This window comes from Microbulbifer sp. (assembly GCF_051659245.1).
GTDB lineage: Bacteria > Pseudomonadota > Gammaproteobacteria > Pseudomonadales > Cellvibrionaceae > Microbulbifer.
The window spans coordinates 1-13784 of record NZ_JBOFOC010000124.1 but is presented as its reverse complement, the minus strand read 5'-3'; the positions used below and the strand labels follow the sequence as shown (position 1 = coordinate 13784).

The 13784-nt window shown below is 64.3% G+C and carries 13 protein-coding genes and 1 pseudogene; 13 read left to right on the top strand and 1 reads right to left on the bottom strand.

The window, feature by feature from the left end:
- Window positions 1-193: 193 nt before the first annotated feature.
- The 12 genes from ACRC0P_RS13045 (at window position 194) to ACRC0P_RS12990 (ending at window position 12325) form a co-directional block, all read left to right on the top strand.
- Window positions 194-838 (top strand): cytochrome c3 family protein, encoded by a 645-nt coding sequence (locus tag ACRC0P_RS13045; protein WP_438631594.1) that lies wholly within the window; start codon window positions 194-196, stop codon window positions 836-838.
- On the top strand, window positions 826-3747 hold the full coding sequence (locus ACRC0P_RS13040; protein WP_438631592.1) for a 4Fe-4S dicluster domain-containing protein: 2922 nt from the start codon (window positions 826-828) through the stop codon (window positions 3745-3747). The genes ACRC0P_RS13045 and ACRC0P_RS13040 overlap by 13 nt, the downstream gene beginning before the upstream one ends.
- A gap of 219 nt (window positions 3748-3966) precedes the next feature.
- Window positions 3967-5331 (top strand): NrfD/PsrC family molybdoenzyme membrane anchor subunit, encoded by a 1365-nt coding sequence (gene nrfD / locus ACRC0P_RS13035; protein ID WP_438631590.1) that lies wholly within the window; start codon window positions 3967-3969, stop codon window positions 5329-5331.
- A complete protein-coding gene (locus ACRC0P_RS13030; protein ID WP_438631588.1) occupies window positions 5324-5863 on the top strand; it encodes a DUF3341 domain-containing protein in 540 nt (179 codons plus the stop codon). The genes nrfD and ACRC0P_RS13030 overlap by 8 nt, the downstream gene beginning before the upstream one ends.
- Window positions 5864-6096: 233 nt before the next feature.
- Window positions 6097-6636 (top strand): c-type cytochrome, encoded by a 540-nt coding sequence (locus ACRC0P_RS13025; protein WP_438631586.1) that lies wholly within the window; start codon window positions 6097-6099, stop codon window positions 6634-6636.
- A complete protein-coding gene (locus tag ACRC0P_RS13020) occupies window positions 6633-7670 on the top strand; it encodes a hypothetical protein (protein WP_438631584.1) in 1038 nt (345 codons plus the stop codon). Before ACRC0P_RS13025 ends, ACRC0P_RS13020 begins: the two co-directional genes overlap by 4 nt.
- On the top strand, window positions 7663-8010 hold the full coding sequence (locus ACRC0P_RS13015) for a hypothetical protein (protein WP_438631582.1): 348 nt from the start codon (window positions 7663-7665) through the stop codon (window positions 8008-8010). Before ACRC0P_RS13020 ends, ACRC0P_RS13015 begins: the two co-directional genes overlap by 8 nt.
- Window positions 8007-8792 (top strand): SCO family protein, encoded by a 786-nt coding sequence (locus tag ACRC0P_RS13010; protein WP_438631580.1) that lies wholly within the window; start codon window positions 8007-8009, stop codon window positions 8790-8792. Before ACRC0P_RS13015 ends, ACRC0P_RS13010 begins: the two co-directional genes overlap by 4 nt.
- The gene (gene coxB / locus ACRC0P_RS13005) at window positions 8774-9763 is read left to right on the top strand and encodes a cytochrome c oxidase subunit II (protein WP_438631578.1); all 990 of its coding nucleotides are present in this window, start codon (window positions 8774-8776) and stop codon (window positions 9761-9763) included. Before ACRC0P_RS13010 ends, coxB begins: the two co-directional genes overlap by 19 nt.
- Window positions 9756-11372 (top strand): cytochrome c oxidase subunit I, encoded by a 1617-nt coding sequence (locus tag ACRC0P_RS13000; RefSeq protein WP_438631576.1) that lies wholly within the window; start codon window positions 9756-9758, stop codon window positions 11370-11372. The genes coxB and ACRC0P_RS13000 overlap by 8 nt, the downstream gene beginning before the upstream one ends.
- Window positions 11359-12063 carry a cytochrome c oxidase subunit 3 gene (locus tag ACRC0P_RS12995; protein ID WP_438631574.1) on the top strand — a complete coding sequence of 235 codons (705 nt, stop codon included), beginning with the start codon at window positions 11359-11361 and terminating at the stop codon, window positions 12061-12063. The genes ACRC0P_RS13000 and ACRC0P_RS12995 overlap by 14 nt, the downstream gene beginning before the upstream one ends.
- A gap of 1 nt (window position 12064) precedes the next feature.
- Window positions 12065-12325, top strand: a complete 261-nt coding sequence (locus ACRC0P_RS12990) for a hypothetical protein (protein ID WP_438631572.1) — start codon at window positions 12065-12067, stop codon at window positions 12323-12325.
- Between the two features lie 488 nt (window positions 12326-12813).
- Here the strand turns inward: ACRC0P_RS12990 and ACRC0P_RS12985 are convergent, their stop codons facing one another.
- The gene (locus ACRC0P_RS12985) at window positions 12814-13194 is read right to left on the bottom strand and encodes a VOC family protein (protein ID WP_438631570.1); all 381 of its coding nucleotides are present in this window, start codon (window positions 13192-13194) and stop codon (window positions 12814-12816) included.
- A gap of 286 nt (window positions 13195-13480) precedes the next feature.
- Here ACRC0P_RS12985 and ACRC0P_RS12980 point away from each other — a divergent pair.
- A pseudogene (locus ACRC0P_RS12980) lies at window positions 13481-13784 on the top strand (hypothetical protein); the annotation flags it as partial.

Genomic DNA, 13784 nt, shown 5'->3' with positions numbered 1-13784 from the left:
CGCCCTTCTGGGACTGTCTGCGAGAGGGACCTGGCAGACAAGCCTACAGGGACGTATTCACGGCGTGTCCCAGAAGGGCGCATCACGCCTCGGCTCCTGGAATTGAACTCCGAAACTTGAGTGAATAAGTATCGAGACTTCAAACAGGCTCTAAGAGGCAGCCAGCGAGGCATTCACCCCACGGAAGGTGCCCATGCCGCAGATCTTTCACCCCAGGATCAATGGGCTGACACGTATTCTGCTCGTCGGCGGCGCGCTGGCGCTGCTAGCCGTCGCCTGTGTCGCCTATTTCCTGAACCGCTCCCCCTATCTCACCGGCCAGGGCGCGGTGCCGGAACAGCCGGTGCCTTTCAGCCATGAGCATCACGTGGGCGGCCTGGGTATCGACTGCCGCTATTGCCACACCGCCGTGGACCGCTCGACCTTTGCCGGGCTGCCGGATACCTATACCTGCATGAGCTGCCACTCCCAGCTGTGGACCAATGCGCAGATGCTCGCGCCGGTGCGCGAAAGCCTGAAGCAGGACCGGCCGCTGGTGTGGGTCCGCGTGCACAAGCTGCCGGATTTTGTCTACTTTAACCATCAGGCCCATGTAACCCGCGGCATCGGCTGCGAGTCCTGCCATGGGCGGGTGGACCGGATGCCGCTGATGCGACAGGCGAAGCCGATGACCATGCAGTGGTGCCTGGACTGCCACCGCCACCCCGCAATCGCACTGCGCCCGAAGGACCGGATCACCGCCATGGGCTATGCGCCCGCCGGCAACGGCGACGCCCTGCTGCACCAATACCGGATTCACACGGATCGAATGACCGAGTGCGTGATATGCCACCGCTAAAGCCTGGCGACAAAAAAGGACCCGGCGCCCCGGAAGCGTTGCGCGAGCAGCTCGCCGGCAAGCGCGGCGCCGGCTACTGGCTCAGCCTGGCGGAGCTGGCGCAGGCGGACCGGCCCCTGAGCCGCCGCGGCCTGTTGAAACTGATGGGCGCCAGCCTGGCCCTGGCCGGGCTGCCGGGCTGCAGCCGCGAGCCGCGGGAACACCTGGTGCCCTATGTGCGCATGCCGGAACACTTGGTGCCGGGGCGCCCCAACTACTACGCCAGCGCGGCGATCGTCGGCGGTTGCGCCCAGGGCGTACTGGTGGAGAGCGACTTGGGCCGGCCGATCAAACTCGAGGGCAATCCGCAGCACCCCGCGACCCTCGGCGCCTGCGACGCCATCGCCCAGGCCTCGGTGCTGTCCCTCTACGATCCGGAACGCTCCGCCTCGGTGCGCCACCGCGGCGCCATCGCCAGCTACACCGAGTGCCTGCGCGCACTGCAGAAACGGCAGGCACAGTGGAATGCGAACAGGGGCCAGGGCCTGTGCTTTGTCAGCGGCAGAATCACCTCGCCGAGCGTTCAGGCCCGCATCGACGCCCTGCGGCGGCGCTGGCCCGAAGCGCGCTGGTTCGTCCACGATCCGGTGGACCGTAGTGGCGTCTACGCCGGCAGCCGCCTGCTGCTCGACCAGGCCCTGGAGCCGCGCTACCGCTTCGACCGGGTGCAGGTGGCGCTGGCTCTGGACGCGGACTTTATGCAATCCCAGCCCGGCTTCCTGCGCTACGCGCGGGATTTCACCGCGCGCCGCCGGCCCCGGGACGGCAATGAAAACCTCGCACGACTTTACGCCGTCGAATCCACCCCCAGCGTCACCGGCGCCAACGCCGACCAGCGCTACGGCCTGGCCTACCCGCAGATGGAGGACGCGGCGCGCCAGCTCGCCATCGCCCTGGGCATCCCGGTGGCGCCGCCGCGACAAAATCCGCTCCCCGAACCCTGGATCGACGCGCTGGCGAAGGATCTGCAACGCCATCCCGGCGCGGCGCTGGTAGTCCCCGGCGACCAGCAGCCGGCCGCGGTGCACGCGCTGGCCCACGCCATCAACCACAAACTGGGCGCTTTCGGGAAAACACTGGAGTGGATACCGCCGGTGGCCTTCGACACCGGTGCGGAATCCCTCGCTGAGCTGACCGCGGCAATAAACACCGGCGCGGTGCAGGACCTGGTGGTGCTGGACAGCAACCCGGTGTACAGCGCAGCCGCCGATCTCGCTTTTGCCGAGGCCTTCCGGGAAGTGCCCTGGCGGCTGCATTGGGGCGAATATTTTGACGAGACCGCGCGCCTCTCCCAATGGCATATCCCCGCGGCGCACGCGCTGGAAACCTGGGCCGATGCCCGCGCCTACGACGGCAGCGTCACCCTGCTACAGCCGCTGATCCAGCCCCTGCACGGCGGCAAATCCGCACTGCAGCTGTTCGCCGCGCTGGAGCGGGGTGTGGACGGGGAGGCGCTGAAGCTGCTGCAGGAGTACTGGCAAAACCGCCACCGGGGCGACGACTTCGAAGTTTTCTGGCGCCGCAGCCTGCACGACGGGCTGGTGCCGGAAACCGCGGCCGGAGCTGTAGCCGCCGAGCCCGCCGCCGGCTGGACCGGTCGGCTCCCCGCGCCCCGGCCCGCGGCCACAGGGCTGACCCTGCAACTGCGCCCGGACCCGGCGCTGTGGGATGGCCGCTACGCCAACAACGGCTGGCTGCAGGAAATGCCCCGCCCCCTCACCACCCTGACCTGGGACAACGCGCTGCTGATCAGCCCGCAACTGGCCGCGGAGCGGGATCTGAACGACGGCGACCTGATCGAGCTGGAGAGCGGCGGCAGAAAACTGCAGGTGCCGGTGCTGGCGCTGCCGGGGCAACCGGTAAACGCGGTCACCCTGTATCTCGGTTACGGGCGCACCGCCGCCGGGCGGGTCGGCGACGGCGTAGGGGTAAGCGCCTACCAACTGCGGAGCAGCGCCAGCCCCTGGGCGCTGCCGGCGACCCTGGCGCCCAGCGGCGGGCGGCAAAAACTGGCACTGATACAACTCCACGACAGGATCGAGGGGCGGGACCTGATCCGCGCAACGAACCTGGACAGCTACCGCCGCAACCCCACCTTCGCCCAGCACCGGCCGCCGGAGCTGTCGCTCTATCCGGAGGACTGGCCAATAAAGGGAGAAGAGAGCGAGCACGCCTGGGGCATGGCCATCGACCTGTCCGCCTGTATCGGCTGCAACGCCTGCGTCACCGCCTGCCAGGCGGAGAACAATATCCCGGTGGTGGGCGCCGAGGAGGTGATCCGCGGCCACCATATGCACTGGCTGCGGGTGGACCGCTATTTTCCCGACACGGAACCGCAGCCGCGCACCACCTTCCAGCCGGTACCCTGCATGCACTGCGAAAACGCCCCCTGCGAATACGTGTGCCCGGTGGAGGCGACGCTGCACTCCGCGGACGGGCTCAACCAGATGGTCTATCAGCGCTGCATCGGCACCCGCTACTGTTCCCAGAACTGCCCCTACAAAGTGCGCCGTTTCAACTGGTTCAACTACACGAACAGCAATGCCGCCTACCCGGCACAGCCGGCGCTGCAAAACCCGGATGTGACGGTGCGCGCGCGGGGGGTGATGGAGAAGTGCACCTATTGCGTACAGCGCATCACCGCCGCGCGCTGGGACCCGGACACACCACTGCAGACCGCCTGCCAGCAGGCCTGTCCCACGCAGGCGATCGTGTTCGGCGACCAGGCCGAAGCCGGCGGTGAACTCAACCGGCTGAAGGCACTTCCGCTGAACTATGCCATGCTGGAAGAGCTGAACACCCGGCCGCGCACCACCTATTTGGCGGCGGTGCATAATCCAAATCCCGAGTTGAAAGAAGAGGATTCCTGAATTCCGGGATTCGGGATTCGGGATTTCGAAATAACGGTGCGCTGTAGGAGCCTGCTTGCAGGCGAAAAAGGGCAGAACTCCGTAGCCTTTCGCCTGCAAGCAGGCTCCTACAGGGAGGTTCCTTCTTAGGGTCGTAGGATGGGCAAAGCGCAGCGTGCCCATCCTACAAAATTGCCATCTTTCACCTGGAGTCGACGCGATCATTTCAGGGACCAGGAAATGCCGCAGACAACACCGGAAACCCTGCTGCCCGAGGGCCTGACCCACACAACGATGACCGAGCGCATCGCCGGCCTGGTGCTGGAGCCGCGCGCGCGGGGACGGTGGCGGCTGGCATTTGCGGTGTCCGCGGCGCTGGCGCTGATGTTTGTGGTGTGCCTGGGCATCGTATTCACCATCGGCGTCGGGCTGTTCGGGGTCAATATTCCGGTGGCCTGGGGTTTCCCCATCGTGAATACCATCTGGTGGATCGGTATCGCCCACGCCGGAACGCTGATCTCCGCGGTGCTGCTGCTCACGCGCCAGCCCTGGCGCGCGCCGGTGGCGCGACTGGCGGAGGCGATGGCCCTGTTCGCGATCGTGTGCGCCGGCATCTACGCCATCGTCCACCTGGGGCGGCCGCAGTTTATGCAGTTCCTGATCCCTTATCCCAATACCATGGACCTGTGGCCCCAGTGGCGCAGCCCGCTGGTGTGGGATTTCTTCGCCATCTCCACCTATTTCGTGTTCACCCTGGGCTTTCTGTACTTCAGCCTGCTGCCGGATTTCGCCACCCTGCGCGACCGCGCGCAGTCCCGCGGGCTGCAGATTTTTTACGGGGTTATGGCGCTGGGCTGGCGCGGCTCGGCGCTGCACTGGGCGCGCTATGAGCAGGTCAACCGGGTGCTGGCGGCGGTGGCGGCGCCGATCGTGGTGTCGGTGACCGGCATTATCTCCCTGGACCTGGCGGTATCGCTGGTGCCGGGATTCCACTTCACCATCTTTCCGCCGTATTTCGTCGCCGGAGCGCTTTTTTCCGGATTTGCCACCGTGTCTTTCCTGGCGGTGGTCACCCGCGCGATGTTCGGCCTCAAAGACCTGATCACCCGCCGCCACCTGGATTACCTGGGGCGCATGATGCTGCTGTTCGCGCTGGTGGTGAACTACGCCTATATCCAGGAAGTTTTTACCGCCTGGTACTCCGGCGACCCGTACCAGCGCGCGGTATACATCAACCGCTGGACCGGGCCCTACGCGCCCGCCTGGTGGGCTATGTTTGTGTGCAATTCGCTGCTGGTGCAGCTGCTGTGGTTCAGGCGGGTGCGGCGCTCGCCGGCGATGCTGCTCGCGCTGGCGATCACCGGCAATATCGGCATGTGGCTTGAGCGCTTCCAGATAGTGTTCACCAGCACCTATGCGAGCTATATGCCCTCCACCTGGGGCCTCTCCGGACCCACCTTGTGGGATCTGCTGGTGGCACTGGGCTCGCTGGGGCTGTTCGCGTTCCTGCTGCTGGCGTTCGTGCGCCTGGCTCCGGTGGTGTCGATGCACGATATGCGGGTGTCGATCCACCACGCGGTTCACAAGGAGAAAAGCGGTGACTGAGCAAAACCACTCCGAGCAAGACCACTACGGCCTGATCGCCCGCTTCGCCGGCCCGGAGGCGCTTGTAGCCGCCACCCTAAGCGCGCGCGAGGCCGGTTATCGGCGGCTGGAGGCCCACGCGCCTTTTCCCGTGCCGGGGCTGGCCGAGGCGCTGACCTTTCGCGAAAAGGGTATTCCGCTGATCGCGCTGTCACTGGGCGTAACCGCCGCGGCTGCGGCATTTTTTCTGCAGTGGTACACCGCGGTGATCGACTATCCGTTTGTGGTGGGCGGCAAGCCTCTCAACAGCTGGCCCGCGTTTCTGCCGGTCACCTTTCAAGTGGGCATCTTCTCCACGGTGATGGCCGCGACCATCACCATGCTGGCCAAAGACCGCCTGCCCCATTACTACCACCCGATATTCAACTGCGACGACTTTGCGCGCGCCTCCGCGGACGGATTTTTCCTGAGTGTTCGCGGCGGCGATCCCGCAGAGGTGGAGGATTTCCTGCGCGCGCAGGGGGCCGAATATGTGCGGGAGCTGACGTTGTGAGAAGTTCACGCACTGAATCGGGGGGCATGGCGGCCCTGCCCGGGAACGCGGAGCTCCAGCTCCGCTTGCGGGCCGCAGGCCCGCCTCGGGAGCTCGAAATAATCCTGCGTTGCGGGAACCCGCGATCAGCGCCCGCGGCCGGCGGAAAGTCCGATCGCGGCCATGGGCCGCTCCTACAGGAGCTTCGGAAGGAGCTTCGGAGCCCGGCCCCGCATCAAACGGCCCTCAGGCCTGTGCTGATATTCTCCGCAATATTCCTGCTCTGCGCCTGCGGCCAGGATATGCGCAACCAGCCCCGCTACGATCCCTACCAGGCCGCGCCCGGCTGGCCGAACGACCAGTCCGCCCGAATGCCGGTGGGGGGCACGGTGTCCCGCAACCAGGCACTGGGGTCGCGCCCGGCCACCCTGCCTGAACCCCTGAGCCGCGAACTGCTGGAACTGGGCCGCGAGCGTTTCGATATTTTTTGCAGCCCCTGCCACGGCGGTACCGGTAACGGCGACGGCGCCATCGTGCAGCGCGGTTTTCCCGCACCGCCGTCACTGCACAGCGCGCGCCTGCGCAATGCGCCGCTCGGCCATTTCTACGATGTGATCAGCGACGGCTTCGGCGTGATGTATTCCTACGCCGCGCGGGTACCGCCGGAGGAGCGCTGGGCCATCGCCGCCTATATTCGCGCGCTGCAACTCTCGCAGCACGGTTCGCTGGAGGATCTCACCCCGCAGCAGCGCCGGGAACTGGAGCGGCAAAACCAGGGGGGAAAAGCGCCGTGACTCCGCGCGCGATACTGCCCGGTGGAATTGCGCTGCTGGCACTGGGGGCGCTCGGCGCCGCACTCGGCGGAGTGGCTTTTGCCTCCAGTTGGCTGGCGGCGGCGCTGATCTGGGGATCGCTGCCGCTGGGCGCGCTGGCGATGTTGATGACCCAGGGCCTCACCGGCGGGCGCTGGGGCGAGCAGAGCCGCCCGCTGTGGCTGGCGCTGGCGGCGACCCTGCCGCTGTTCGCCGCGGCCATGCTGCCGCTGCTGTTCGGCCTGCACACGCTGTTTTCCTGGACCCTGCCCGCGCAGGAACTGCCGGAGGTGGTGCGCAACAAGCTCGCCTACCTGAACCGGCCTTTTTTTGTCGCTCGCAGCCTGGGCTATTTCGCGATCTGGCTGGGGCTCGCCTGGGCGCTGGGCGTGTGGCGGCGGCGCACCGCACCGGTACAGGCGCCGGGACTGATCCTGTGGCTGCTGGCACTGACGTTTTTCGCCTTCGACTGGTTTATGTCCCTGGAGCCGGAGTTCTATTCGGATATCTACGGGCTGATGCTGGGCACCGGCATGGTGGCCGCGGCCATCGCCTGCGCGCTGCTGCTGGGCGCGCAGCACATGGACCCGGGCGCGCGCCGGGATATGGCCAACCTGTGGCTGGCGATACTGCTGGGCTGGGCCTTCACCGCCTTTTCCCAGTACATCGTGATCTGGTCGGCAAACCTGCCGGAGGAAATCGGCTGGTACATCCACCGCAGCCGGGGCGCCTGGCGGCCGATCAGTGTGATCTCCTTTGCGCTTTTCTTTCTGCTGCCGTTCCTGGTTCTTCTGTCCAGCGCCGCCAAGGGGCGCGCGGACTGGCTGATGTTTGCGGCGGCATCCTGCCTGGCCGGCCACGTCCTGCAGATCTGCTGGCTGATACTGCCGGCGTTCGGCGGCTGGAGTGCGCTGCAGGTCTGGCTGGTGCCGGCGCTGGTATTGGTTGTCGGCGCCATCTACGCGGCCGGTTACAACGCCGGCCAGCGGATAAACCGCGGGGCTGAAGATGGTTAAACACGAGGCAGACCTGTCCCGGGTGCGCCCGATCGTCTACGTCATGCTGTTCACCCTGGCGCTGGTGGTGCTGGGCGGCCTGGCCATGTGGCCGCTCTATCTCTACTGGCTGCCGCGTCCCCCCCCGCCGGTGTTCGAACCGCTGCCGGTGCCACCGGGGCAGGTGCGCCTGCAGCGCAACCCTCTCGCGGATCTGGCCGGCTACCAAGAGCGCGAGCAACAGCGGCTGCACAGCGTCGGCTGGGTGGACCGGGAGGCCGGGGTGGTGCATATGCCGATCGAGCGCGCGATGGACCTGCTGCTCGAGCGCGGCCTGCCGGATGCGGAGGCATCCCAGTGAACTGGCTCACCCGAATCTGTTCGCTGCTTCTGCTGCCCGCGCTGGCGGCCGAGGCGCAGCCGCCAGCGGAGAAAACCCTGGATGCGGTGGCATTCAATCAGCGCATCGGTGCGCCGCTGCCGGCGACGGCGTTTCGCAATGCAAATGGCGAGGCCGTGACACTCACCGCGCTGGTCGAACAGGGCCCGCTAATATTGGTGCTGTCCTGGTTCGAGTGCCCGCACCTCTGTCCCATGGTGCTGGACCAACTCGCCGGGGCCGCGGCCGACCTGCCGTTCGCCTCGGGGGATTACCGGGTGGCGGTGGTGAGTATCGATCCGCGGGAGACGCCGGCGCAGGCCGAGCAACTGGCGCGGCGCCTGCGCGAGCGGCACGGGCACATCGTCTCCAACTGGCAGCTGCTGACCGGCGGCGCCGCAGCCATCGATACCCTGGCCGATGCGGTGGGTTTTCAATACGCCTACGACGCAGAGCGCGATAGTTACGCGCACCCGGCGGGGCTGGTGGTGGTCGCCACCGGCGGCCGGGTCAGCCACTACCTGCTGCGCATCGAGCGGGGGCAGCCGGACCTGCGCCTGGCGCTGGTGGACGCCGGCCGTGGCAAACTCGGCAGCCCGGTGGACCAGCTGCTGCTGCGCTGCTATCACTTCGATCCGGATACGGGGCGCTACAGTGTCGCGGTGATGCGCCTGTTGCAGTTCGGCGGCGGACTGTCCCTGCTCGCACTGGGCGGCCTGGTCATCGGTCTGCGGAGGAGCGAGAGGTGGAGGGAGCGGCCGTGAGCGAGCAGGCGATCGAAGACCCGCTGCTCGGGCTCAGGCTGATTCCCCAGCAGGGCTCCGAATACGCGGCCCAGGTGGACCACCTGTACTACGCCCTGCTGGGCATTTCCGGGCTGCTGATGGCGATCCTCGTCGGCCTGGTGGTGGTGTTCGCGGCGCGCTACCGGCGCACCCTGGGCCGCGGGCGGGGAAAACTGCTGTCCGACCGCAGCGGCCGCCGCGTGGAAATCGGCTTTGCGCTGTCGCTGTGCGCGGCCTTTATCTGGCTCTTCTTCTGGGCCAGTCAGCTGTACCTGAAACTCTACGGCGAACCGGCGACGGACATCGTTATCGACGTGGTGGCCAAGCAGTGGATGTGGAAATTTCAGCACCCGGACGGCACCCGCGAGATCAATACCCTGCACCTGCCGGTGGGGGAGACGGTGCAACTGCGCATCACCTCCCAGGACGTGGTCCACAGCCTGTCGTTTCCGGCGTTCCGTCTCAAGCGCGACGCAGTGCCGGGCATGTACACCACCGCCCAGTTCACCCCGATCCGCACCGGCGAATCCCACCTGTTCTGCGCCGAGTACTGCGGCACCGACCACTCGCGCATGCGCGGCAAAGTGGTGGTGATGAGCCAGACCGACTACCAGCGGTGGCTGGCGGGGCAGGGCGACGCGCCCAGCCCGGCGGACTCCGGCGAGCAGTTGTTCCAGAGCTACGGCTGCAGCGGCTGCCACAAGCCCGGCGACGCCACACTGGCACCGGAGCTGGCGGGCATTTTCGGCACCCCCGTGCCCCTCGCCAGCGGCGAGACCGTGGTTGCGGACGAGGCCTATATCCGCGACTCCATTTTGCAGCCGCAGAAACAACTGGTAGCCGGCTACCAGCCAATCATGCCCAGCTACTCCGGGCAGATTTCCGAAGAGGAAATCCTGCAGATCATCTCCTACATCCAGTCACTGACACCCGGCGATCAAAATGACTAGCGTTGTTTACAGTGAAAGCGAAGACCGTCACGCGACGCCTCGGGACTACCTGAGCGGCGGCTGGAGTATCCGCTCGTGGTTGCTCACCGTCGACCACAAGCGCATCGCCTGGCTGTACGCGGTGTCCATCACCGGCTTTTTCTTTTTCGGCAGCGCCGCGGCCCTGCTGATCCGCCTGGAGCTGATCACCCCGGCGGGCGACCTGCTCAGCGCGGAGAGCTACAACAAGCTTTTTTCCCTGCACGGTATCGTGATGGTGTGGTTTTTCCTGATTCCCTCGATACCCGCCACCCTGGGCAATTTCCTGCTGCCGATGATGATCGGCGCGCGGGATATGGCGTTTCCCAAACTGAATTTATTGTCCTGGTATATCTATACGCTCGGCGGACTGTTTACGCTCGCGGCGGTGATCGCCGGCGGCGTGGATACCGGCTGGACCTTTTACACCCCATATTCCACCCTGTTTTCCAACTCCGCGGTGCTGGCCGCGGCCACCGGGGTTTTTATCGTCGGCTTTTCCTCGATTCTCACCGGCATCAACTTTATCGTCACCACCCACACCATGCGCGCCCCGGGGCTCAGCTGGTTGCGCCTGCCGCTGTTTGTGTGGGCCAACTATGCCACCGGCCTGGTTATGGTGCTGGCCACCCCGGTGCTGGCGATCACCCTGGTGTTGATCGCGCTGGAACGCGCCCTGGGTATCGGTATTTTCGATCCGGCGCTGGGCGGCGACCCGCTGCTGTTCCAGCATCTGTTCTGGTTCTACTCCCATCCGGCGGTTTACATAATGATCCTGCCGGCGATGGGCGTGGTGTCGGAAATCATCCCCTGCTTCTCGCGCAATCCGGTATTCGGCTATATGGGCATGGTGCTGTCGATAATGGCGATCGCACTGTTCAGTTTTGTGGTCTGGGGCCACCATATGTTCGTGTCCGGGCAGAGCATGTACGCGGGGATTTTGTTTTCGTTTTTTACTTTCCTGGTAGCGGTGCCCTCGGCGATCAAAACCCTGAACTGGACCGCGACCCTGTTTCGCGGCCAGATCAGTTTTTCTGTACCGATGATCTATGCGCTGTCTTTTCTCGAACTGTTTACCGTCGGCGGACTGACCGGGGTTTTCCTCGCCGCCCTGGCGTTGGACGTGCACCTGCACGATACCTATTTCATCACCGCGCACTTTCACTACATCATGGTGGGCGGCGCGGTGACCGGCTATATGGGCGGGCTGCATTTCTGGTGGCCCAAACTCACCGGACGCATGTACTCCAGGCCCTGGGCCACGGTGGCCGCGCTGGCACTGCTGATCGGGCTCAACCTCACTTTCTATCCGCAGTTCCTGCTCGGTTATGCGGGCATGCCGCGACGCTACCACTCCTACCCGGAAGAGTTCGAGATATTGCAAGTGCTGTCCAGCCTGGGAGCCGGGGTGCTGGCGCTGGGCTACCTGCTGCCGCTGATCTATCTGTCCTGGTCCCTGCGCCACGGCGAAAAATCCGGACCCAATCCGTGGGACGCAACAGGGCTGGAGTGGCAGACCCCGTCGCCGCCGCCGGTGCACAATTTCGCGGAAACCCCCGTGGTTACCGAGGAACCTTATGCCTACAAGTAGCGGACCGGCCGGCACAAGGCCGGAGGGCGAAACGCCGCCGGAAACCCAGTTCGACGATATGGACCAGCAGCGCCATGCCGGGCTGCTGGGCATGTGGGTGTTCCTGCTCACCGAGCTGCTGCTGTTCGGCGGGCTCTTTGCCGCCTTCGCGGTTCTGCGCCTGCAATACGCGAACGTTTTTGCGGAAGCGGCGCAGCACCTGGATTTGAAACTGGCCGCGATCAATACCGCGCTGCTGTTGAGCAGCGGCCTCACCATGATGCTGGCCGAGCTGGCGGCCGGCGCGCGGCTGCGAAAAGTCGCGGTGTATTGGCTGCTAGCCACCATCCTCTTCGGCCTGGCGTTCCTGGCGATCAAGGGCTTCGAGTGGTACAGCGAATTCCGCCATCAACTGATGCCGGTGCTGGGTCTGCCGTTCCGCTATTCCAGTGAGCTGCCGGCGGCTCCCGGCGAGCAACCGGTGGCGGCGATTGCCGAGCTGTTTTTCAATTTGTATTTCATCGCCACCGGCCTGCACGCGGTGCATATGCTGGTGGGCATCGCGATATTGGCGGTGATGCTGGCGCTGGTACGGCGCTGGCGCAGACCGGACCGCCTGGACCGCCAACTGCATATCGCCGGCCTCTACTGGGCCTTTATCGATGTGGTGTGGATTTTTATTTTTACCCTGTTTTATTTGCTGGGAGACTGAATTGAACTATCGCCCCGCCGTATTCACCTGGCTGGCACTGCTCATCCTGCTCGGGATCAGCCTGCTGGCGACCGCAATGGCTTCCACAGCCTTGCGTTACACGGTGCACTTTCTCTGTGCCATCGCCATGGCCGCGCTGGTAATGGTGGTATTTATGCAACTGCGGGCCACCAGCGGACTGCTGCGGTTGTTCGCATTGGGCGGATTGCTGTGGATTGCATTGCTGTTAATGCTCACCCTGGCGGATGTGCTGACGCGCTAAATGGTATTGGACCTGAATGGCACTGAATTAAGCCCCGAGCTGCTCCCGACCCCTGAGGATTGCGCTGTAGGAGCCTGCTTGCAGGCGAACATTCCCGGTGCCCTGCCGCGGCCTCAATTCGCCTGCAAGCAGGCTCGTACAGGGAGATTCCGCTTAACTTAGTGCCATTCATATTGGACCTCGTCACAAAAGAAGCCTCAACTGTAATAGCGACGGGTTACTGAATGGCGGTGTTCGATGAGAAAAGTCCCGGCAGATCACTCCGCTGGGGCTTTGTTGGTTTTTAAGTGATGCGAATTGAAAGGCCTTACTTCGATGTCAATCCCGACGAATACTGTACAGGAAAAAGGCAATACCTTTCCAGGAATTCCTCTTGCCTTCCGGCTGTGCCCTACGCAGGACCAATGCCCGGCAGGCACACAAAGTAATCGCTGAGGGCGCTCGAAAAGTATGGCTTTAACGGTGCGCCTTCAGCGATCGTTTAATCGTCAGCCCACCCGGTGGAGAGCACAAATCTTGTTGCCGGACGGGTCGCGCAGGTAAGCCAGGTAAAGCTTGCCCATAGCGGCTTCGCGCACACCGGGGGGATCTTCGCACTCGGTACCGCCATTGGCCAGCCCCGCTGCGTGCCAGGCATCGGCCATCTCGGAACTCTCTGCCGCGAAGCCGATGGTGCTGCCGTTGCCGTGGCATGCCGGTTCGTTATTGATGGGTTTGGTGATTGCAAAGACGCCGTTTTTGGTGAAGTAGAAGCAGCGGCCCTTCTCATCGATAACGCCCGGCTCGTGGCCCAGGGCTCCCAGAATGGCATCGTAGAATCTTTTGGATTCCTCGACGTCATTGGCGCCGATCATTATATGGCTGAACATTCTTTCTCTCCTCATTTAAAGAGCTGGCTATAAATAGGGTTAACGTGAAATTTTGACGCTTGGCGCGGCGGTTTCTATGGGGCAATATCTTGTTCTGGTCACCAGTTGACCGCGGTTCCGAGAACAGAGCGCGGTTCTGGGGGACAGTATACAATTTCTAAACTCCAGCTGCGTATTACGGAATTTCGGCACCCAAACAAAAGGCATCTTACGCCACCCCGCTTGAGAAACACTCGTTTCTCCGTAAAAATACTGGCTATTCATCCAACTGTATGGATAGCCAGATATGGGACTTCCGCGCAAAACCCTGGTATCCCTGGATGCCACCCCCTACTACCACTGCGTCTCCCGCTGCGTGCGCCGCGCCTTTCTGTGTGGACGGGACGAGCGTACCGGGCAGTGTTTTGAGCACCGCCGCCAGTGGATCGAGGACCGATTGCTGGAACTGGCCGAGGTGTTCGCGCTGGATGTTTGTGCCTATGCGGTGATGAGTAATCACTATCATGTTGTGTTACACGTCAACGAGACACAAGCGGCTGGTTGGGAACTGCGCGAGGTGGTGGAGCGCTGGCACCAGTTGTGCAAGGGCT

Bases quoted from the DNA above. Each gene is read 5' to 3' on its own strand.
- ACRC0P_RS13045 (WP_438631594.1), top strand. From the start codon at position 194: ATGCCGCAGATCTTTCACCCCAGGATCAATGGGCTGACACGTATTCTG.
- ACRC0P_RS13040 (WP_438631592.1), top strand. From the start codon at position 826: ATGCCACCGCTAAAGCCTGGCGACAAAAAAGGACCCGGCGCCCCGGAA.
- nrfD (WP_438631590.1), top strand. From the start codon at position 3,967: ATGCCGCAGACAACACCGGAAACCCTGCTGCCCGAGGGCCTGACCCAC.
- ACRC0P_RS13015 (WP_438631582.1), top strand. From the start codon at position 7,663: ATGGTTAAACACGAGGCAGACCTGTCCCGGGTGCGCCCGATCGTCTAC.
- ACRC0P_RS13000 (WP_438631576.1), top strand. From the start codon at position 9,756: ATGACTAGCGTTGTTTACAGTGAAAGCGAAGACCGTCACGCGACGCCT.
- ACRC0P_RS12995 (WP_438631574.1), top strand. From the start codon at position 11,359: ATGCCTACAAGTAGCGGACCGGCCGGCACAAGGCCGGAGGGCGAAACG.
- ACRC0P_RS12985 (WP_438631570.1), bottom strand. From the start codon at position 13,194: ATGTTCAGCCATATAATGATCGGCGCCAATGACGTCGAGGAATCCAAA.